Annotated in this window: 22 protein-coding genes; 8 read left to right on the top strand and 14 right to left on the bottom strand. The window is 62.7% G+C overall.

Translation table 11 applies throughout. The annotated features are described in order from the left end of the window. Positions 1–123: 123 nt before the first annotated feature. From OU993_RS00940 to alr, 5 genes are all read right to left on the bottom strand, one after another. Positions 124–714, bottom strand: a complete 591-nt coding sequence (locus OU993_RS00940) for a CvpA family protein (protein ID WP_268154128.1) — start codon at positions 712–714, stop codon at positions 124–126. A gap of 128 nt (positions 715–842) precedes the next feature. Beyond that, a complete protein-coding gene (gene radA, locus OU993_RS00935) occupies positions 843–2,246 on the bottom strand; it encodes a DNA repair protein RadA (protein WP_268154126.1) in 1,404 nt (467 codons plus the stop codon). 9 nt (positions 2,247–2,255) lie between these two features. After that, positions 2,256–2,507 (bottom strand): type II toxin-antitoxin system RelE/ParE family toxin, encoded by a 252-nt coding sequence (locus tag OU993_RS00930; protein ID WP_268157438.1) that lies wholly within the window; start codon positions 2,505–2,507, stop codon positions 2,256–2,258. A 47-nt stretch (positions 2,508–2,554) separates the two neighbouring features. Beyond that, positions 2,555–2,812 carry a type II toxin-antitoxin system ParD family antitoxin gene (locus tag OU993_RS00925; protein ID WP_268154124.1) on the bottom strand — a complete coding sequence of 86 codons (258 nt, stop codon included), beginning with the start codon at positions 2,810–2,812 and terminating at the stop codon, positions 2,555–2,557. 66 nt (positions 2,813–2,878) lie between these two features. Next, positions 2,879–4,048, bottom strand: a complete 1,170-nt coding sequence (gene alr, locus OU993_RS00920) for an alanine racemase (RefSeq protein ID WP_268154122.1) — start codon at positions 4,046–4,048, stop codon at positions 2,879–2,881. A 228-nt stretch (positions 4,049–4,276) separates the two neighbouring features. Between alr and OU993_RS00915 the strand changes: the two genes are divergently transcribed. From OU993_RS00915 to OU993_RS00905, 3 genes are all read left to right on the top strand, one after another. Further along, positions 4,277–5,134 carry an AraC family transcriptional regulator gene (locus OU993_RS00915; RefSeq protein ID WP_268154120.1) on the top strand — a complete coding sequence of 286 codons (858 nt, stop codon included), beginning with the start codon at positions 4,277–4,279 and terminating at the stop codon, positions 5,132–5,134. A 63-nt stretch (positions 5,135–5,197) separates the two neighbouring features. After that, positions 5,198–5,899, top strand: a complete 702-nt coding sequence (locus OU993_RS00910; RefSeq protein WP_268154118.1) for an AzlC family ABC transporter permease — start codon at positions 5,198–5,200, stop codon at positions 5,897–5,899. Next, entirely contained in the window at positions 5,896–6,198 is a 303-nt protein-coding gene (locus tag OU993_RS00905; RefSeq protein WP_268154116.1) for an AzlD family protein, read from the top strand. The genes OU993_RS00910 and OU993_RS00905 overlap by 4 nt, the downstream gene beginning before the upstream one ends. Here OU993_RS00905 and ftrA read toward each other — a convergent pair. Continuing rightward, the gene (gene ftrA / locus OU993_RS00900) at positions 6,164–7,177 is read right to left on the bottom strand and encodes a transcriptional regulator FtrA (protein WP_268154114.1); all 1,014 of its coding nucleotides are present in this window, start codon (positions 7,175–7,177) and stop codon (positions 6,164–6,166) included. The two genes, OU993_RS00905 and ftrA, sit on opposite strands and share 35 nt — an antisense overlap. Before the next feature lie 100 nt (positions 7,178–7,277). On the opposite strand from ftrA, the gene OU993_RS00895 reads away from it, so the two are divergent. Then, complete coding sequence (locus OU993_RS00895) at positions 7,278–7,679, top strand: rhodanese-like domain-containing protein (protein WP_268154112.1); 402 nt, start codon at positions 7,278–7,280, stop codon at positions 7,677–7,679. A 42-nt stretch (positions 7,680–7,721) separates the two neighbouring features. Here the strand turns inward: OU993_RS00895 and OU993_RS00890 are convergent, their stop codons facing one another. Beyond that, positions 7,722–9,218 (bottom strand): replicative DNA helicase, encoded by a 1,497-nt coding sequence (locus OU993_RS00890; RefSeq protein ID WP_268154110.1) that lies wholly within the window; start codon positions 9,216–9,218, stop codon positions 7,722–7,724. Positions 9,219–9,559: 341 nt separating this feature from the next. On the opposite strand from OU993_RS00890, the gene OU993_RS00885 reads away from it, so the two are divergent. From OU993_RS00885 to OU993_RS00875, 3 genes are read left to right on the top strand one after another with little or no spacing between them, the layout of a single operon-like run. Next, the gene (locus tag OU993_RS00885; protein ID WP_268154108.1) at positions 9,560–10,012 is read left to right on the top strand and encodes a MarR family winged helix-turn-helix transcriptional regulator; all 453 of its coding nucleotides are present in this window, start codon (positions 9,560–9,562) and stop codon (positions 10,010–10,012) included. Next, the gene (locus OU993_RS00880; protein ID WP_268154106.1) at positions 10,009–11,682 is read left to right on the top strand and encodes an MFS transporter; all 1,674 of its coding nucleotides are present in this window, start codon (positions 10,009–10,011) and stop codon (positions 11,680–11,682) included. Before OU993_RS00885 ends, OU993_RS00880 begins: the two co-directional genes overlap by 4 nt. A 4-nt stretch (positions 11,683–11,686) precedes the next feature. Beyond that, positions 11,687–12,742 carry an HlyD family secretion protein gene (locus OU993_RS00875; RefSeq protein WP_268154104.1) on the top strand — a complete coding sequence of 352 codons (1,056 nt, stop codon included), beginning with the start codon at positions 11,687–11,689 and terminating at the stop codon, positions 12,740–12,742. Positions 12,743–12,828: 86 nt separating this feature from the next. Here the strand turns inward: OU993_RS00875 and rplI are convergent, their stop codons facing one another. From rplI to rpsF, 4 genes are all read right to left on the bottom strand, one after another. Continuing rightward, the gene (gene rplI, locus OU993_RS00870; RefSeq protein ID WP_268154102.1) at positions 12,829–13,401 is read right to left on the bottom strand and encodes a 50S ribosomal protein L9; all 573 of its coding nucleotides are present in this window, start codon (positions 13,399–13,401) and stop codon (positions 12,829–12,831) included. Between the two features lie 18 nt (positions 13,402–13,419). Continuing rightward, positions 13,420–14,382: a DUF2232 domain-containing protein gene (locus tag OU993_RS00865; protein WP_442792913.1), complete on the bottom strand. Its 963-nt coding sequence runs from the start codon at positions 14,380–14,382 to the stop codon at positions 13,420–13,422. A 165-nt stretch (positions 14,383–14,547) separates the two neighbouring features. Continuing rightward, complete coding sequence (gene rpsR, locus OU993_RS00860) at positions 14,548–14,796, bottom strand: 30S ribosomal protein S18 (RefSeq protein ID WP_143125589.1); 249 nt, start codon at positions 14,794–14,796, stop codon at positions 14,548–14,550. Positions 14,797–14,821: 25 nt separating this feature from the next. Then, on the bottom strand, positions 14,822–15,295 hold the full coding sequence (gene rpsF, locus OU993_RS00855) for a 30S ribosomal protein S6 (RefSeq protein ID WP_268154094.1): 474 nt from the start codon (positions 15,293–15,295) through the stop codon (positions 14,822–14,824). Between the two features lie 345 nt (positions 15,296–15,640). Here rpsF and OU993_RS00850 point away from each other — a divergent pair, with 345 nt between their 5' ends. Next, entirely contained in the window at positions 15,641–15,997 is a 357-nt protein-coding gene (locus OU993_RS00850; RefSeq protein WP_268154091.1) for a hypothetical protein, read from the top strand. A gap of 52 nt (positions 15,998–16,049) precedes the next feature. Here OU993_RS00850 and OU993_RS00845 read toward each other — a convergent pair whose 3' ends face one another. The 3 genes from OU993_RS00845 to OU993_RS00835 form a co-directional block, all read right to left on the bottom strand. Then, positions 16,050–16,943, bottom strand: coding sequence for a calcium-binding protein (locus OU993_RS00845; protein ID WP_268154089.1), 894 nt, complete (start codon positions 16,941–16,943; stop codon positions 16,050–16,052). Between the two features lie 182 nt (positions 16,944–17,125). Next, positions 17,126–18,064, bottom strand: coding sequence for a calcium/sodium antiporter (locus OU993_RS00840; protein WP_268154087.1), 939 nt, complete (start codon positions 18,062–18,064; stop codon positions 17,126–17,128). A gap of 188 nt (positions 18,065–18,252) precedes the next feature. After that, positions 18,253–19,296, bottom strand: a complete 1,044-nt coding sequence (locus OU993_RS00835; RefSeq protein WP_268154085.1) for an aldo/keto reductase — start codon at positions 19,294–19,296, stop codon at positions 18,253–18,255. Between the last annotated feature and the right edge of the window lie 149 nt (positions 19,297–19,445).

The following is a 19,445-nucleotide window of genomic DNA, read 5'->3' as shown; positions in this document are numbered from 1 at the left end:
GGTCCTTGGGTCTGTCAGAAAAACGTAAAGAGGCCGGAGGGAAAATCCCCGATCCGGCCTGTTCTTGCGCGCTCTATACCACGAACGCTGTTGCTTGGCTTCCCTTAGAATCGCAACAAAGCGTCAATTATTTGTCACACCTGGCGCCGGTGCGTCATCGGACGGCGCCTGTTCTGTGCCAGGCGTGGACGCGCCGTCGGGCTTGCCGAGAATGCGGGCGCGGATCTGCGGTTCGATGTCGGTGGGCAGCACCGCTTCCAGGCGGCCGACGAGCGTATCGAGGAAAGGTTTCGATTTCGACTGGGTGATCCATTCCGGCTGCTGGCGGATATCGACCAGCCAGTTCCAGAAGGCGACCGCCACGACCAGCAGCAGGATGCCGCGTGCCGCGCCGAACAGGAAACCGAGCGTACGGTCCAGCGCACCGATGCTGCTGTCGATGATGAAGTCGGCAATGCGGGTGGTGATGAAGGTGATCACGATGAGCGCAATGAGGAAGATCACGCCGGCCGAACCGGCGATCGCGATCCGGTGATCGGCGGTGTATTTTTCGGCAAAGGGCAGAAGCAGCGGGTAGAGATAATAGGCCGCGGCAATCGAACCCACCCAGCTTGCGATCGAAAGCACCTCGCGGGAAAAGCCGCGAACCATGGCGAGCACCGCCGAAAACAGGGTGACGCCGAGGACAATGCCGTCGAAGATCGTGATGGGCATGAAAGAACGAACTCCAAGATGACCCGGAATGAACCGGGAGGACCTGTGGTGGATGGCGGCAAGCATTCGTTAACGCTCAAAACCGCCCGTGGCGCTCCTCTTACAACAGGGAAACGGCGGGGGAAAGATCAATCCTCCTCTTGGCCTTTCCCCAGTTTCCTCGCCGATCCGGCAATCTCCACCACCAGATCCGGCAGGCCCTCGATCTCGCTCAAGCCCTTTTTGCCGCCCTTGGGGATTTCCGCAGACGAAGCGGGCAGCATGGCGGAGGAGAAACCGAGCTTTTCGGCTTCCTTCAGACGCTGCGCCGTCTGCGAGACGGGACGCACGGCGCCGGAGAGGCTGACTTCGCCGAAATAGACCCTCTCGGAGGGGAGGGCCACGCTGGCAAGCGACGAGACAAGCGCTGCGGCGACCGCCACATCCGCCGCCGGCTCGGTGATGCGATAACCGCCCGCCACGTTGAGATAGACATCATGCTGGCCGAGCTTGACACCGCAATGGGCCTCCAGCACCGCAAGAATCATCGAGAGTCTTGCCGAATCCCAGCCGACGACGGCCCGGCGCGGCGTACCGAGCGAGGTGGGGGCGACGAGCGCCTGCACTTCCACCAGCACGGGCCGCGTGCCCTCCATGCCGGCAAAGACGGCGGCCCCCGGCGCCTTGGCATTGCGTTCGCCGAGAAAAAGTTCGGACGGGTTCGACACTTCGCGCAGCCCCTTGTCCGACATTTCGAAGACGCCGATCTCATCGGTTGGGCCGAAACGGTTCTTGACGGTGCGCAGGATACGATAGTGGTGGCCGCGGTCGCCCTCGAAATAAAGCACCGCATCGACCATGTGTTCGACGACGCGCGGGCCGGCGATCTGGCCTTCCTTCGTCACGTGGCCGACGAGCACCATGGCGGCCCCGGTCTGCTTGGCAAAACGGATCATCGCCTGCACGCCGGTGCGCACCTGGGTGACGGTGCCGGGCGCCGAATCGGCAGTATCGCTCCACAGCGTCTGGATCGAATCGATGATCACGAGGTCCGGCCGCTTGCCTTCGGCGAGCGTTGCCAGAATGTCCTCGACATTGGTTTCGGCGGCGAGCAGCACATCGGTATTGGCGGCGCCCAGGCGCTGGGCCCGCAGCCGCACCTGCGCCACGGCCTCTTCGCCGGACACATAGATGATGCGGTGGCCGCCGCGCGACAGAGCCGCCGCCGCCTGCATGAGCAGCGTCGATTTGCCGATGCCCGGATCACCGCCGACCAAAACCGCCGATCCGCGCACGAAGCCGCCGCCGGTCACCCGGTCGAGTTCGCTGATGCCGGTCTGCACGCGCGGCGCTTCCTCGGTCTCGCCGGAGAGCGTCGTGAGGGCCACGGCGCGGCCTTTCTTCGGCATTTTGCCGGGACCGCCGCCGATGCCGCCCATCGGATCGTCTTCGATGATCGTGTTCCACTCGCCGCAGCCATCGCACTTGCCGGCCCAGCGGGTATGCACCGTGCCGCAGTTCTGGCACACGAATTGGGTCTTTGTTTTTGCCATCAGGAAAAATCAGTCTTCTTGTTGTTCTTCGTCGAAAAGGTCGGCCGAGAGGTTCTGGTGGCCGTGCAGGACGCGCAGGATGACGACGTCGTCGGGCGTGGTGCGGAAATAGATACAGCGTCTGCGGAAGGGCAGGGCCTTCAGTCCGAGGCGCAGATCATCACGCGGCACACCCGGAAAGCCGCTGGCTGCAATCCACTCAATCTTGCTTGTCAACTGCCGTATGAAACGACTTGCGGCGACAATGTCTTTCTCCGCGATATAGACAAATATATCGACGAGGTCCTGATCCGCGAGAAGGGTGTAGATCAGCTTTTTCGGTTTAATCGCCGCATCCCCCGCTCGATAACCGAATCGGCTACGGCATCCGCGCTTTCGAAAGGAAGGGTCTCGCCGGCGGCAACCTGGGCGTCGGCGGCATCAATCATTCGCCGCACCTGTTCCTCATGCAGGTCGAGCAGTGCCAACCCCGCCCGCACCACATCCTCGGCGCTTTGGTAGGCGCCGCTGCGCAGCTTGGTGTCGATGAAGGCCTGTTCTTCTTCGGTGAGGTGGATCTCGGGCATTTCGATCTCCTTTTGTTCTCTTATAGCGCACTCAAGTTGCGCTGAACAGAGGGCAATGAAACGGCGTCAGATCTCGTCTTCGCCGAGGCAGCGCCGCTCATAGCGAAGCCCGAGGCTGGTGAGCAGCTCGTAGCCGATCGTGCCGGCCGCGGCGGCAACCTCGTCCAAGGCGATGTTGTGCCCGAAAAGTTCGATATAATCGCCGGAGCGGATGGCATTCTTCGGCAGGTCGGTGACGTCGAAGATGGTGAGGTCCATGGTGATGCGGCCGACGACCGGCACCTGGCGGCCGGCGATGAAACCGAAGGCACCGGTCGGCACGGCGGAACGTAAGGGGACTCCGCTGCCCGAAAGATTGCGCAGGTAACCGTCGGCATAACCGACCGCGGCAATCGCCAGCCGGCTGTCCCTGGCAAGGCGGTGCGTGCCGCCATAACTGACGGTTTCGCCGGCCTTGGCCTCGCGGATCTGCACGATGCGCGCCTCAGCGGTCACGACCGGCCGCATCGCGTTCTCCATGCCGGAGGTCGCCTGTCCACCGTAAAGGGCAATGCCCGGGCGGGTGAGATCGAAATGATATTGCGGCCCGAGGAAGATGCCGGCCGAGGCGGAGAGGCTCGCCTCCACACCCTCATAGGCCGCACTCACCTTTCGGAAAAGGTCGAGCTGCTGGCGGTTGCTTTCGGCCTCTTGTGTGTCGCCGCTATGGAGATGCGAGAGCACCAGCACTGGCTCAAAGCTCGTCGGGCGCGAGACATCCTCGGCGAGCGCCAGCGCTTCTTCGACAGAAAGGCCGAGCCGGTTGAAGCCGGTATCCACCTGAAGCGCGCAAGGGTAGGGGCCGCGTTCGGAAAGAACGGACATCCAGAAGGCCAGCTGTTCCTCAGAGGCCAGAACCGGCACCAGATCGTTCTCGAAGAAGGTTTCCTCCTGGCCCGGCCAGATGCCGGAGAGCACGAAGATGCGGGCCTCCGGCGCATAGGCGCGCAGCGTCTCGCCTTCGCTGGCGGCGGCCACGAAGAAATCGCGAGCGCCCGCCTCATAGAGCGTCAGCCCGCAATCCTCGATGCCGAGCCCATAGGCATCCGCCTTGACGACGGCGGCGGTGCGTGCCCGGCCCGAGCGGCGGGCGAGATCCTGCCAGTTGTCGGCGAGGGCCGCGAGATCGACGGTCAGACGCAGCGGGGCGCAATCGAAGGGATCGGTCTGCAGCAGGTCGTCACGTCCGTCGGTCATCACACTTTCCTTCGTCATTGATGTGCGGGAGCGGAATCAGCACCAGGCGCCGATGGTCCCGCCGGGCGGACCCTATCGATTTTTGTCCGGCGCGAAAATGATGATCCAGTGAATTCTTCCGCCAGGCGGCCCGCATCCCGTGCCCGCGGGCAGCAGAGGCGCGGGCGTCCGACAGTCGCGGTCACTTTTGTTCAAGACGCGAGCGACGGGGCATATTAAGTTAGACCCATGCACAATGTTTCGCAGCAACAGGCCGCCGAGGCGACACCGGTATCGCGGGTGGAAAAGACCCGGTTCTGGCGCGACCGGCGGTTCCGGCAGATGGAGTGCCTGACCGCCTCCTTCATCACGCACGAATTTTCCCCGCATTCGCACGACACGTTCTCGATCGGCGCGATCGAGAAGGGCTGCCAGGTGGCGATGATCCGCGGAGAGCGCGAACATACCGGCCCCGGCGCCCTCTACCTCATCAATCCGGGCGAGATCCATGACGGCCAGCCGGGTGCTCCGGAAGGGTATCGCTACCGGATGATCTATCCCGACATGGCGGTGCTGACCGATATCATCGAGGACATGACGGGGCGGGCTTTTCATGGAACACCGAGTTTTGCCCGGCAGTTGCTGACTGACCGGCCACTCGCCGCCGCCTTCAACCGGGCCCATCGGTCGATCGAGGAGGGCACGGCGCTGGAGGGCGAGGAGGGCATGTACGGCGTGCTCGCCACCATGTTTGCCCGCCACGGCAGCGCCATCATCCACGCGCCCGATTACCAGGAGCCGCTCGCCATGCGCCGGGTGAAGGACTATATCGCCGGCCATTTCGACGAGGAGATCGGGCTTGAGGCATTGGCGAAGGTGGCGGGTCTCAGCCGCGCCCACATGATCCGCGCGTTCCGGAAACACTATTTCATCACACCGCATGCCTATCAGACGGATCTGCGCATCCGCCATGCCCGGCGCCTGTTGCGCGCGGGGGCAACCCCTTCCGATACGGCTGCCGCCTGCGGTTTTGCCGATCAGGCGCATCTGACGCGGCATTTCAAGGCGCGCACAGGGCTGACGCCCGCCGTCTTCCGCGCCGGCTGATCACTTTCCTTCAAGACCGGAAGGCACGGGCAGGGATAGAGCCTCCGGCAACAGGAGGTTTTCATGAGATCAGACACTGTGCGGCGCGAACTGCTTGATGGGACGCGCACAATTATTCCCCTTGTGCTGGCAGCTTTGCCGATCGGCTTTGTCTTCGGCACGGTGGCGGCCGGCAACGGACTGTCGCCGCTCGAAACCGTGTTGATGAGCGCGCTGGTCTTTGCCGGTGGTTCGCAATTCGTCGCCATGGACCTGTGGACCCATCCCGCTTCCTGGAGCGCGCTCGGGCTGGCCGCCTTGCTCGTCAACCTGCGGCATATCCTGATGGGCGCCTCGCTGGAGCGCAGCCTCGGCCTGTTTCGGCCCTGGCAGAAACTGCCGACGCTTCTGGTGATGGCGGATGAGAACTGGGCGCTGGCCGAAGCGCGTGCCCGTCAAAAGCCGCTGACGCCGGCCTTTTATCTCGGTTTGGCGCTGCCCTTTTATTGCGGCTGGGTGCTGGCGAGCCTCGGCGGCGCGCTGTTCGGCACACTGCTCGGAGATGTTGCGGTGTACGGGCTCGATTTTGCCTTTCCCGCCGTCTTCATCGTGCTCCTGATGGGCTTCTGGAAGGGGCGGGAAACCGGCCTTATCCTGATTGCAAGTGCGGTCGCCTCGCTGACGGTGCACAGCCTGGTGCCCGGCGCCTGGTATATCGCCGCCGGTGCGTTGGCGGGGCTTGTCGTGGCTGTCGCCGCACCGGGCTTGAGGGAGATCCGCGCATGACGCTCGATCCCGCAACTTTTGCCGCCATTCTCGCGATGATGGCAGCGACTGTCTTCACCCGCCTGTTCGGTGCTTTGCTCGTCAACCGGTTCGATCTGTCGCCACGGGTGGAAAAGGCGCTGACGGCGGTGCCGCCGGCCGTGCTGATGGCCGTCGTCACCCCCACCGCCATCGCCACCGATCTCGCCGAGACGGTCGCCTGTGCCGTGACCGCTCTTGCCGCCCTGCGCCTACCGCTGTTACCGGCGGCTACCGCAGGCGTCGTCACCGTGGCCCTATTGCGCGCGGCAGGTCTTTGACGGCGTCTGCCGGCATGAAGCGTGTGCGATAGGCGCTGGGGCTCAGACCGAGCCGCTTGCGGAAATGATGGCGCAGCGTATGGGCCGAACCGAAGCCGACCGCACAGGCAATCTCCTCCATCGGCGTGTCACTGTCACAGAGCAGTTGTTTGGCCCTCTCCATACGTTCGGCGGCAAGCCAGTCGCCAGGAGAGAGCCCCGTGGCCTCGACAAAACGGCGGATGAAGGTGCGGTCGCTCATCCGGCAGGCCCGTGCCATCCGGGCGATCGTCCAGTTTCCGGCGAGGTCTTCCCGGATCTGGTCGAGAAGGGGTGCCACGTCGCTGCCGGGACGCAGTGCCACCGGCCGTTCGAGGAATTGAGCCTGTCCGCCGTTGCGATGGGCAGGCATGACGATGCGGCGGGCGACCGAATTGGCCGCCGCAGCACCGAAATCCTGCCGGACGATCTCGATCAGAAGGTCGATGCCAGCCGCACTGCCGGCTGCGGTGAAAATGCGGTCGTGGCTGCGATAAAGCGATGTCTCGTCCACCGTCATCTGCGGGCGCCGTGCCCTGAGTTTGTCCGCGTACCGCCAGTGCGTAGTGGCAACAGCCCCGTCCAGCAGTCCCGTTTCGGCCAGAACGACGGCGCCGGAGCAGAGCGAAACGAGCCTCGCGCCTCGGGAATGGGCGAAACGCAGGCGTTCGCACAGCGCCTCCGGCACTGGCTGGTCGATGCCGCGCCAGCCGGGCACCACGATCATGTCTGCCTGATCGAGAAGGTCGATGTCGCCGTCGGCGGTCACTGTCAGGCCGCCCGCGGCGCGCAAGGGACCGCCCTCGATCGCAGCACTGGCGAAACGGTACCAGCCCGGCCCCATTTCCGGCCGGCTGAGCCCGAAGACTTCGCAGGTAATGCCGAATTCGAAGGTGCAGAGCCCGTCATAGACGAGTGCGACGACCAGGGGACCTGTAAGGGGAGTGTGCGTGTTTGGCATGATCTCTACGCATATTGTCAAATCTGCCAATTGGCAAGCGCACCCGATTTGCCGATGTTTGCGGCATCCGAAAGCCGTTGTGATCCCAGGAGATTGATCGATGACCAGTGCCGTGACCGCCATTCCCGCCGCCCCGAGTGCGGATGCCCGCGCCCATTTTGCCGCGAGCTTCACCTTCGAAACCGATTGTTGGGACGTGCACGATTCGGTCATGAAGGGCGCGGATTTCGTGCTGCTCGATGTGCGCAGCCCGGCGCTCTACGCCGCCGGTCATGTGCCGGGTGCCATCAGCCTGCCGCATGGCAAGATCACCGCGCACCGCATGTCGGCTTGGCCCGAAGGCACGCTGTTTGTCACCTATTGCGCCGGCCCCCATTGCAACGGGGCGGCACGCGGTGCTCTTCGTCTTGCGGAACTCGGACTTCCGGTCAAGCTGATGGCCGGTGGCATCACCGGCTGGCTGGACGAGGGGTTTGCGCTTGCAAAGCGCGAACAGCCCTGACAAGAAAACGCCCCGCTCTTGGGCGGGGCGTTTGTCTGAGGATCAATGTTCCTCGTATTGCGCAAAGCTCGGATCGGCGAGATCGGCAAAGCGGGTATATTCCGACTGGAAGGCGAGTTTCACGGTGCCGGTCGGTCCGTGACGCTGCTTTGCGATGATCACGTCGGCCGTGCCCTTCACCTTGTCCATCTGCGCTTCCCATTCCGCGTATTTCGGATCGTTCGGATCGCGCGGTTCGAGGTTCTTCACGTAGTATTCCTCGCGGAACACGAAGAGCACCACGTCGGCGTCCTGTTCGATCGAGCCGGATTCGCGAAGGTCGGAGAGCTGCGGGCGTTTGTCTTCGCGGCTTTCCACCTGACGGGAGAGCTGGGAGAGCGCGATGATCGGAACATTCAGTTCCTTGCCGAGCGCCTTCAGGCCCGTGGTGATCTGGGTCACTTCCTGCACGCGGTTTTCGCCGGATTTGCCGGAGCCGGTCATGAGCTGGATATAGTCCACCACCAGCACATCAAGCCCCCGCTGGCGTTTCAGGCGCCGGGCGCGTGCCGATAGCTGCGCAATCGAGATACCACCGGTCTGGTCGATGAACAGTGGCACCTTCTGCATCATCTGGCTGCACGCGACGAGCTTTTCGAAATCGGCCTCGGTGATGTCGCCGCGGCGGATTTTCGAGGATGAGACTTCCGTCTGCTCGGAGATGATACGGGTCGCCAGCTGTTCGGACGACATTTCGAGCGAGTAAAAGCCGACGACGCCGCCATTTTTTGCCTTGAAGGAACCGTCGGGCAGCACTTCCGGCTCGTAGGCCGCGGCAATGTTGTAGGCGATGTTGGTGGCGAGCGAGGTTTTACCCATACCCGGGCGTCCGGCAAGCACGATCAAGTCGGACCGCTGCAGGCCGCCCATCTTTGCATCGAGCGACATGATGCCGGTCGAAATACCCGAAAGATGCCCGTCGCGCTCGAAGGCGGCCCCGGCCATGTCGATCGCCTGCGCCACCGCATCTGCAAACGACTGGAAACCGCCGTCGTAACGGCCGGTTTCCGCGAGTTCGAAGAGACGCCGTTCGGTATCCTCGATCTGCGTCTGCGGCGGCATGTCGAGCGGCGCGTCATAGGCGATGTTGACCATGTCCTCGCCGATGGTGATCAGCGCGCGGCGCAGCGCCAGATCGTAGATCGCCCGGCCATAATCTTCCGCATTGATGATGGTCACGGCTTCGGCGGCAAGGCGTCCCAGATATTGCGGAATGCTGAGTTCGCCGACCTTCGTATCCGTCGGCAGAAAGTTCTTGATCGTCACCGGGTTGGCGATCTTGCCCATGCGGATGATGTCGCCCGCCACCTCGAAGATCTTCCGGTGCAGCGGTTCGTGGAAATGCGTCGGCTTCAGAAAGTCCGAAACGCGGTAATAGGCATCGTTGTTGACCAGGATCGCACCCAGAAGAGCCTGTTCGGCCTCGAGGTTGTTAGGGGCCTCGCGGTAATGCGGCTCTGCCGGAGCGGCTCCGCCCAGATTGCGCGCTGCTTCATTCATCGTATCGATCCAATCATGCTCTTCATTTGGGTCGCCCACTCTAGCGAAGCGGCAGGCGAAGGCTAGACGTGCCGCGTGAACTCACACCGATTCACAGGCATTTGGCCCGCTGGCCAAAAAACGCGAGGGAATCCGAAATTTTCGTTGACTGCGGCTCCGGACGAATCGGTCGGCACGCCTGTTGCATTATAACGACGCAGGACCGCGCCTGCGAGGTTTTGTTGTGCTGAGGAGTGCGTCAGATGCATGGCTGATCGCCCGGTTGTGCGGTTGAAGAAAAGCTTCAATCGGCCTAGATAGCGTCCAAACAATTAGGTTGCTAATTATCAGTGGATGTTATCATGTCGCGCCAGTCTGTCGATGAGCGGCTGTTTGACGAAATCTCGTCCTTCACCCGACGCCTGAGATCCGTTTTTGGAGTCTATGCCAGCGCAACGGGCCTGACGCTCACGCGGGCGAGGGCGCTGTTCGCGCTCACCCGCCGCGGCAGTCTTTCGCAAAAGGACCTCGCCCAGGAACTGGAGATCGAGACGCCGACGCTGGTGCGCATCCTCGACGGCATGGAGCAGCAGGGACTGATCGAACGCAGAGGCGCCGCAGACCGTCGGGTCAAGGAAATCCACATGACGGCGGAAGGTCAGGTGGTGGGTGCCGAGGTGCAGGCGCTCGCCGTCGGTCTGCGCGGCCAGATCGTCGAGGGCATCGCGCAGGAGGATCTCGATGTGGCCCTGCGCGTTCTGCTGCAACTGAACCGCAACTTGGCGGTTGCAGCCGGAAAGGGTGAGCATTCATGAGCACGGCAGAAGAGACAGGCCAGGTGTCCGGGCCATCGGGGGCCCTGCAGAAGACACCGCCGCAGCCCATTCCGGTGGAAGAACGGCCCCTCTGGCTGACGCTTGCCTATATCGCCTCCGGCCTTTTGATGTTCCTGACGCAGGGGCTCGGCATGAACATCGTGTCGGCGAATATCTACCAGCTGCAGGGCACCTTCTCCGCGACGATTGCCGAGGTTGCCGCGCTCTCGGCCGCCTATATGGCGCCTTATGCCAGCCTGTCGCTCGCCCTCTTCAAGATCCGCGTCCAGTACGGCCTGCGTCCTTTTGCGGAACTCAGCATCGCCGCCTTCGTGCTCGCCTCCTGCCTCAATCTGTTTGTCACCGACTTCCATTCCGCGCTTGTCGTGCGCTTCGTCAGCGGCATGGCGGCAGCACCGCTTTCTTCGCTCGGCTTCCTCTACATTCTGGAGGCCTTTCCCGTTCAGAGGAAACTGACGATCGGCCTCAGCATCGCGCTCACCGGAACGCTGCTTGCCGCTCCCGTCGCCCGCATCATCTCGCCCGGCCTGATGGATCTCAATGGATATCAGGCGCTTTACACGATGGAGCTGGGCCTCGCACTTCTGGCGCTTCCACTGATCTACATCCTGCCGCTCACCGCCCCGCCGCGGGTGAAGGTGATCGAGCGGACGGACGTCTTCACCTATCTGCTGCTGGCCGGCGGCCTCGGCTGTTTTGCCGTCTTCTTCACGCTCGGCCGCTTCTACTGGTGGTTCGAAACGGAATGGCTCGGCCTGCTTCTGGCGACCTCCATCGTGCTCCTGACGCTGTTCGTCATGATCGAACTGCGCCGCAGCAATCCACTGCTCGACCTGCGCTGGATCTTTTCCTGGCCGAACCTGCATCTGGCGGCGGTCCTGATTCTCTTTCGCGCGGTGACCGCCGAGCAATCCAGCACCATGGTGGGTTTCCTGCAGCAGATGGGCATCCAGAACGATCAGATGGGCGTGCTCTTCGGCCTCATCCTGCTCGCTTCGATGGCCGGTGGTGCCGTCTGTGCCGTGCTGATGGTCAACCAGCGTCCGGGCACCGCGCATGTGATCGCACTGGCCCTGATCGCGACCGGCGCGTTTCTCGACAGCCAGTCCACCAATCTCAGCCGGCCGGAACAGTTCTATCTCAGCCAGTCGCTGATCGCCTTTGGGGCGGCACTTTTCCTGCCGCCGGTGATGGCGCGGGGTTTTGGCGCCGCCTTGCAGAAGGGGCCGCCCTATCTTGTCAATTTCATTGCGATCTTCCTCTTCACCCAGATCAGCGGCTCGGTGATCGCGACCGGCCTGCTCGGCTCGTTTGTCACGATCCGCGAGAAGTTCCATTCGAGCGTCCTGGTGGAAAACATCCTGCTGACGGATCCGGATGTCGTGGCACGGGTCGCCCAGCTTTCGGGGGGCTATGCGAAGACCATCATCGACAAGGTACTGCTGAATGCCGAGGGGTTGGCGCTCCTCTCCCAGCAGGTCTCCCGCGAAGCCTATGTGCTGGCCTACAACGACACCTTCCTGCTGATCGGCATTGCCTCGCTGCTCGCGCTCGCAGGCCTTCTCCTTCACCTCTCCTTTGACCGCCTTCGCGCATTTTTTGCCGAACGCGCCGCCGCTGACGCGGCGACCAACCACAATCAGGTTTGACATCATGTTCCGAAAGTTCTTTTCCCCTGCCACCCTTATCGTGCTTCTGGTCGGTCTGCTCGGCCTCGGGTTGGTTCTTTACGCCTGGCGCCTGCCGCCGTTCACCAGCAGCGTCGAGATGACCGACAATGCCTATGTGCGCGGTTATGTGACGACGCTCAGCCCGCAGGTCAGCGGTTATGTGGTCGATGTGCCGGTCAAGGATTACCAGCAGGTCAAGGCAGGCGATGTGGTGGTGCGGATCGATGACCGTATCTATCGCCAGAAGCTGGCACAGGCCGAGGCAACACTCGACAGCCAGCAGGCGGCGCTTGCCAATTCGCACCAGCAGGAGGTCTCCGCGAAAGCCAATATCACCTCCAGCGAGGCCTCTGTCAGCAGTGCCGAGGCGGCTCTCACCCAGGCGCAGCTTGCCAATGAACGCCAGTTGAACCTTGCCCGCAGCGGCGTCGGCACCACCAGCGTTCAGGAACAGGCCGAAGCGCAGCTGGAAAAGGCCCGCGCAGCGCTGCGCCAGGCGGAGGCCGCGCTGGAAGTGTCGCGCCAGCAGCTGCAGACCATCATCGTCAACCGCGGTTCGCTCGAAGCCGCGGTCGCGAGCGCCGAAGCATCCGTCGAACTCGCCCGCATCGATCTCGCCAATACCGAGATCCACGCGCCGCGCAACGGCCGGGTGGGAGAGGTGGGCGCCCGTCTTGGCCAGTATGTCACGGCCGGAACCCAATTGATGGCGGTGGTGCCGGATGAGGTCTGGGTGATCGCCAACTTCAAGGAAACCCAGCTGCAGGGCATGCGGGTCGGCCAGCCCGTGACGGTCCGCGTGGATGCGCTCGGAGGCCGCGAGATCACCGGGTATATCGAACGTTTCTCTCCCGCGGCGGCCTCCGAATTCGCCGTCATCCGCTCGGACAATGCGACCGGCAATTTCGTCAAGATTGCCCAGAGGGTCGGGGTCCGCATCCGGCTTGTCGTTCCGAAAGACGCCGCCGACCTGTTGCAGCCGGGGCTCTCGGTGGAGGTGCGCGTCGACAAGGACGCGGCGACCAGACAGCCGACCTGACCAGAGCTGCCGGTCCAACCCCATAAAAAACCCCGGATCGACATGGTCGATCCGGGGTTTTTTGATGCCGTATGGCGATCGCAGTCTTATGCGTCGTCGCCGTCTTCGTCGTCCGGGTTGAAGAAGTCTTCCGGACGCAGGGCGTCTTCGTCCACGCCGTAGATGGCGTCGACGGAGTTGAGGCTTTCGCCCTTGGCCTGACGTTCGGCTTCTTCAGCGGAACGGGCAACGTTCAGCGCGATTTCGATTTCGACTTCGGCATGCAGATGCAGCGTGACGCTGTGCAGGCCGATCGACTTGATCGGGTTGTTCAGGTCAACCTGGTTGCGGCTGATGTTGAAGCCGTCGGCAGCCAGAACTTCCATGATGTCGCGGGCAGCAACCGAACCGTAGAGCTGGCCGGTTTCGCCAGCGGCGCGAACCACGATGAAGGACTTGCCTTCGAGGGCTTCGGCAACCTTCTGGGCTTCCGACTTGCGCTCGAGGTTGCGGGCTTCGAGCGTGGCGCGTTCGGCTTCGAAACGGGTCTTGTTGGCAGCGTTGGCGCGCAGCGCCTTGCCCTGCGGCAGCAGGAAGTTACGGGCGTAACCGTCGCGAACCTTGACGACTTCGCCCATCTGGCCAAGCTTGGCGATGCGCTCGAGAAGAATGACGTCCATTGTCTTTATCCTTTCAGATCAATTCGGAGTGTCGTTGGAATTCGGGTTGCGTGCGGGCGTCAGGGCGATCGTCCGGCGCGTGTCGGTGAGGCCGATGACGATGATGGCAAGCATCGGCAGGAAGAGCAGGCTGGAGAGATAGACCAGCACGAGGGCCGGAAAACGCCAGTCCTTGCCCTTCAGATTAAAATGCAGCGAGGCATAACCCGCCATCAGGAAGCCGGCGCCGAACGTGCCGCAAAGCGTCGCGCCGATCATCGCCGGAACGCCGCCCGCAAAGGTCAGCAGAATACCGGCGAGGAAAATGAAGATCGCGTTGCGGTTCATGCGCAGCGCCGAGGGCATGTCCTCGCGCGGACGCAGCGCCCGGCCGCTGCGCGAGACGATGCGCACCGCGAAATAGAAGGCGGAAAACAGCAGCAGAACCCAGAGGCCGCCCTGGATCAGCGGCAGCATCAGCACGATCATTGCCTTGGTCTGGGCAAGCGAGGCGGCATCCGGCACCATCGACGGGTTCTGGACGTTCAGGTTCTCGACCATCGCATCGACGAGCGCATTGGTGAGATCCGGGCCGTAACCGATGATGGCGCCCAGAATGATGACGGCGACCGTCACCAGCCCGCACAGATGCAGAAGGATGTCCGAGATCGGGTACCAAGCCATCAGATCGGCAGGGCCGCCGAGTTCGGAGGCCGGACGGGCAAGGTTGGCGAGATGCGACAGCCAGCCGGCCGGGATCAGCGTGAAGATCGCCATGGCAAGCGCAAACATCGGCGAGCCGAGGATGGCGCCCAGCAGGGCGGCGGTCAGGATCGACACGATCGCGGCACGATTGCCCCAGCCAAGGCCGGCGACGAGAACGGGAAGGGCGGAGGAAGCATAAAGGACGAAGGCGAACGACGGCTGTGCGTTCGCGCCCAGCACAAGCAGGGTCGCGGCAATGCCGGCAAGGATGCCGGTGATCAGCACTGTCTGGTTCAATCCGTACACGTCTCGCTGTCCTGCCGGTTCAAGCAGTTAGGGGAGAAGCCCGACGTAAAGTCTCAGGCATTGGTCCCCAACATGGGTTTTCAAGGGTTCCGATCCGCGCCCACCGCGGAAGGGGAGATGCCGCCGGTGAAAGGATCACCGGCGGCAAACAGTCGATTAGGATACGACGTAGGGCAAAAGGCCGAGGAAGCGGGCGCGCTTGATGGCCTGGGCCAGTTCGCGCTGCTTCTTCTGGGAAACGGCCGTGATGCGGGACGGAACGATCTTGCCGCGCTCGGAAATGTAGCGCTGCAGGAGGCGAACGTCCTTGTAGTCGATCTTCGGTGCGTTTGCGCCCGAGAAGGGGCAGGTCTTGCGACGACGGTGGAACGGACGGCGTGCCGGAGCAGAGGATGCGTCAGCCATGGGTAATTCTCCTTAAGCTCTCGAATTATGCACGATCTTCGCGCGGACGACGCTCGAAGCCGCCTTCACGCGGGCCGCGGTCTTCGCGGGGGCCACGGTCCGGACGCGGACCACGATCGCCGAAGTCACGGCGCGGGCCACGGTCGTCGCCGTCACGACGCGGACGGTCGTCACGGTCGCGCTTCTGCATCATGGCAGACGGACCTTCTTCGTGCTTCTCGACGGCGATCGTCATGTAGCGAAGAACGTCTTCGTTGATGCGCATCTGGCGCTCCATCTCGTGCACGGCAGCAGCCGGTGCGTCGATGTCCATGAGCGCGTAGTGAGCCTTGCGGTTCTTCTTGATGCGGTACGTCAGGGACTTGAGGCCCCAGTTTTCGATGCGCCCGACCTTGCCGCCATTTGCTTCGAGGACACCCTTGTACTGTTCGACGAGGGCATCAACCTGCTGAGCGGACATATCCTGCCGGGCAAGGAATACATGTTCATAAAGAGCCATTACAGCTTGCCTTTCTTGCGGTTGTCTTGGCCCGGTAATCGGCGGCTAAGCCTCAACGACTGGTCTTGGAAGGGGTTTTCACCCCGGCAAGAAAAGCGTTACGATCGAGACGGTCGAGAGCGGAGACACGGGAGGCCGGAACACTTCTTGTTCCTGCGGCTCCGCATGCGGAACCGGCCCTCCGTTCAGCCACCAGCCAGAAGACCGGGCATTTCGAACAGCGCGCTTATACGCAGAATTCGCGCGAATGCAAGGGCGCGCCGGCATTTTCTCGGGGACGTGCCACCTGTCCCGCAATCCGATGGGCAGGGCAAGGCGTAGTCCGTGACAGAACATGGAGCGGTCATGCACTACATATCCATCACGGGGTTCGCACCCCATTCCTTCTGGCGCCTGCCCGGTTTTTTCTGGCATGCGGGTGCCTCGATGCGGCAGGCGCAGGCGGCGGACGGAAATCTCATGGCCGGCGCGCGCAGGATAAACGGCATCTTTCACACTGTGTCCCTCTGGCGGAGCCGGGATGCCATGCTCGATTATCTGACGAGCGGCGCGCATCGAAAAGCCATGGCCGCATTCCCGTCAATCGGCAGCGGCTATGGCTTCGGGTTCGAGGGTGATGAGGTTCCCGACTGGGCGGATGTCCACAGGCTCTGGCAGGACGAGGGCAGCCGGCGGCAGATCAACCGGCAGGCAGCGGCCTAAGCTTGGACCGGCGACGTCTGCGGGTGAGGGGGATGCCGGTTGGCCGAATACCTCAGCCGATCGTCAGCATGGTCTGGCCGTCCTTGACGGTGAAGCTGTAGGTCAGCGACGAGGCCTCGTCGATGGTGACGGAGATCGTGTCGTCTGAGCCGCTGACGGCAGCAGTCAGCGTGTTGCCCGTGATCGTGACGGCAAGATCCGTCTCGCTCAATCCGCCAAGCGCCAGCGACAGCGGGCCGTTGGAGGTCACCGTATCCTTGCCGCCGCCCGTGGTAAATCCATACTCTGCAACAGCATCCTGGCCTGTCGTTTCGATGCTGACGGTATCGTCGCCGGCACCACCGGTCGCGAAGATGCGGTTGCCTTCCAGCGTCAGGCTGTCATTGCCGTCGCCGCCGTCCAGCCCGACGATCGCATCGGCGGACACTTTCAGGGTATCGTCACCTGCGCCGCCCAGCACATCGAGTGCCAGCGACGCCTTCAACTGGATGTCGTCGTTTCCGTCACCGCCATCGACGGAGCCGATGAAGCTGCCGGCGGCCTTCACCGTGTCGTCGCCGTTTCCGGTCGTCACACCAGAAATCAGAGCACTCTTCAGGGTGAGCGTGTCGTTTCCTTCGCCGGTGTCGAGATTGTAGATGCCGCGGCCCGTCACCGTCAGCGTGTCGTCGCCCTCTGTGCCGGTCCCGCCGGTCACATAACCGATCTGTTCGTCGATATCGGCCGCGTTGGATGCGTCCTCGCCGCCGAGCGTCAGGATGTCGATGATGCGGGACAAGGCGCGTTGACCTGCCGTCTGGCCATTTTCATCGACACCGTATGGCATGCGATTCCCGGATGCGGCGGATGAAGACGATGTGCTGGTGGAAGACTTTGCGGCAGAAAACAGCGTGTCGACGTAAAGCGATGCGTTCGCACTCGTGAAGAAGCTGTTGATCGCGCTCATGAACCGCTGCCCCGGGTGACCCGGCGGATCATCCCACCGGCATCACCATATCTTATGCTCGCGAACCCGAAAAAACTCTTAAGGCTCGAAAGAGCAAAGGGCCAGTTCAATCCGGCAAGACAGTTAGCGATCGATGAAGGAGGTACGTCGCAGCAGACGCGACCCACCGTCCTCGGCGCCGGTCAGACCTGAACGAGCATCACCGTATAGGCCGCATAGGCGATCAGCATGAGGCTGGCGACGATCCGCCGGACGCCCAGATTGCCGAGCAGGAGGGCCGCGAAGGCAATGGTCACCGCCAGCATGATCGGTACATCGAAGGCGCCGAAACGCGGATCGACATTGATCGGCTGCAGCATCGACGTCGTGCCCAGGATGAACAGGATGTTGAAGATGTTGGAGCCGATGATGTTGCCGATCATGATGTCCGAATGGCGTTTCATCGCCGACATGATGCCGGTTGCCAGTTCCGGCAGGGAGGTGCCGACGGCAACGACGGTCAGGCCGATCACCGCTTCGGAGACGCCGAAATCACGGGCAAGGCTGGTCGAACCCCGCACCAGCAGTTCCGCTCCGACAAACAGCGTCGCCAGCCCGCCAAGGATCAGGAGGGTGGTGAAGCCCGGCGTCAGGCTCTCATGTTTGATCTCGCTCTCGTCGAGATCCTGCGTGCTCTGCTTTCCCTCTCGGTAGGTAAAGGCGAGGTAGGCGAACAGCAGGACGACCATCAGAATTCCGACCAGCCGACCGATCATGCCGAACTGAACGAGCACAAGCAAAAGAACGGCGGCGAGGACCATCATCCAGGCATCACGTTTTACGCTTTGGTCCCAATGGGTGATCGGAGAAATCAGCGCACAGACGCCGATGATCAAGAGGATGTTTGCGGTGTTGGATCCGACGACATTGCCGAGCGCGATATCCGAGGAGCCGGAGAGGGCTGCGCGAACGGACACGAGCAGTTCCGGCATGGATGTGCCAAAGCCGACGATCACAAGGGACACGATCAAGGTGGGGATCGCCAGGCGCCAGGCCAGCGCGACGGCGCCCCTTAAGAGCCACTCGGCGCCGAAATAAAGCCCCACAAGCCCGCAGGCAACGAGCACGATGTCCAGCAGCAAAAGATCCCCCTATTGTTGAAAGCACGAAGAAGCCTGCCGCAGATGGGAAGCGGATCTTCTTCTTTAAAGGCCACGGGCCATCAAAGATCGTGCGGTTTTCAACTTTTGAAGGGGTCTGCCGGCGTGCAGGAAAAAGTCTATGCGCCGCCGGACCGTGTATAAGGGCGGGCGGCGCATCGAATCCTGGCTCAGATCGGCATCGGATACCGGCGGTGGATGCCGGCAATCCCCTGCATCACCTCGTCCGACAGCGTCACATCGGCGGCGCCGATATTGGTCTTCAACTGTTCCATCGAGGTGGCGCCGATGATGGCAGACGCCATGAAGGGGCGCGTCAGGCAGAAGGCGAGTGCCATCTGCGAGGGGTCGAGGCCGTGGGCTGCGGCAAGCTCCACATAGGCGCGCGTCGCCGGTTCCTGATGCGGGACGAGGCGTCCGCCGATGTCGCCATTGATCGAACCGCGCGAGCCGGCCGGTTTGTCGCCCGACAGATATTTACCCGACAGAATGCCGCCGGCGAGCGGCGAATAGGCGAGCAGGCCGACATCCTCGTGATGGGAGAGTTCGGCGAAATCGAGATCGAAGGTGCGATAGAGCAGGTTGTATTCGTTCTGCACGGTCGCGACGCGCGGCAGGCCCTTTTCGGCAGCGATCCTCAGGAATGTCTGGGTTCCCCAGACCGTCTCGTTCGACAGGCCGATCGCCCGGATCTTGCCGGCCTTCACGCACTCGCCGAGCACCTCGAGCTTTTCGGTGATTTCCTCGATCGTGCGGGCCTTGTCCTGTTTGAACGGATTGTAGTGCCAGGCGCCGCGGAAATGGTAGTGGCCACGGTTCGGCCAGTGGATCTGGTAGAGATCGATGTAGTCGGTCTTCAGCCGCGCAAGGCTTGCATCGACGGCGTCGCGGATGGTCGCGGCATTGATCGGCGCGCCGCCACGGATATAGGAGCGGCCGGCGCCGGCAACCTTGGTGGCCAGCACCACCTTGTCGCGTTTGCCCGAGGTGGCAAACCAGTTACCGATCATCTTTTCGGTGTCGGTATAGGTTTCGGCCGAAAGCGGTGTGGTCGGATAGAGCTCTGCCGTATCGAAGAAGTTCACGCCCTGGTCGAGCGCGTAATCCATCTGCGCGAAGGCTTCGGCTTCGCTGTTCTGCGAACCCCAGGTCATCGTGCCGAGGCAGATCTCGGACACGCTGATGTCGGTGCGGCCCAGTGTCTTGTACTTCATGAGGGTGTCCGGTCGTGTAAGGCTGCGGGGAGGACGGAATAGGTGGCCTTGGCGGCGCTGGCAATGTAGGCCCCTTTTGCTGCAACGCAAGAGAGGTGACCGGCCAAAAGCGTGGCGGCACCACCTGCGGCAAACCCTTGCGCGAAACT

Origin of the sequence: Rhizobium sp. SL86, assembly GCF_026672545.1 — a bacterium.
Classification (GTDB): Bacteria; Pseudomonadota; Alphaproteobacteria; order Rhizobiales; family Rhizobiaceae; genus Neorhizobium.
This window is presented reverse-complemented; position numbering and strand designations above follow the sequence as displayed.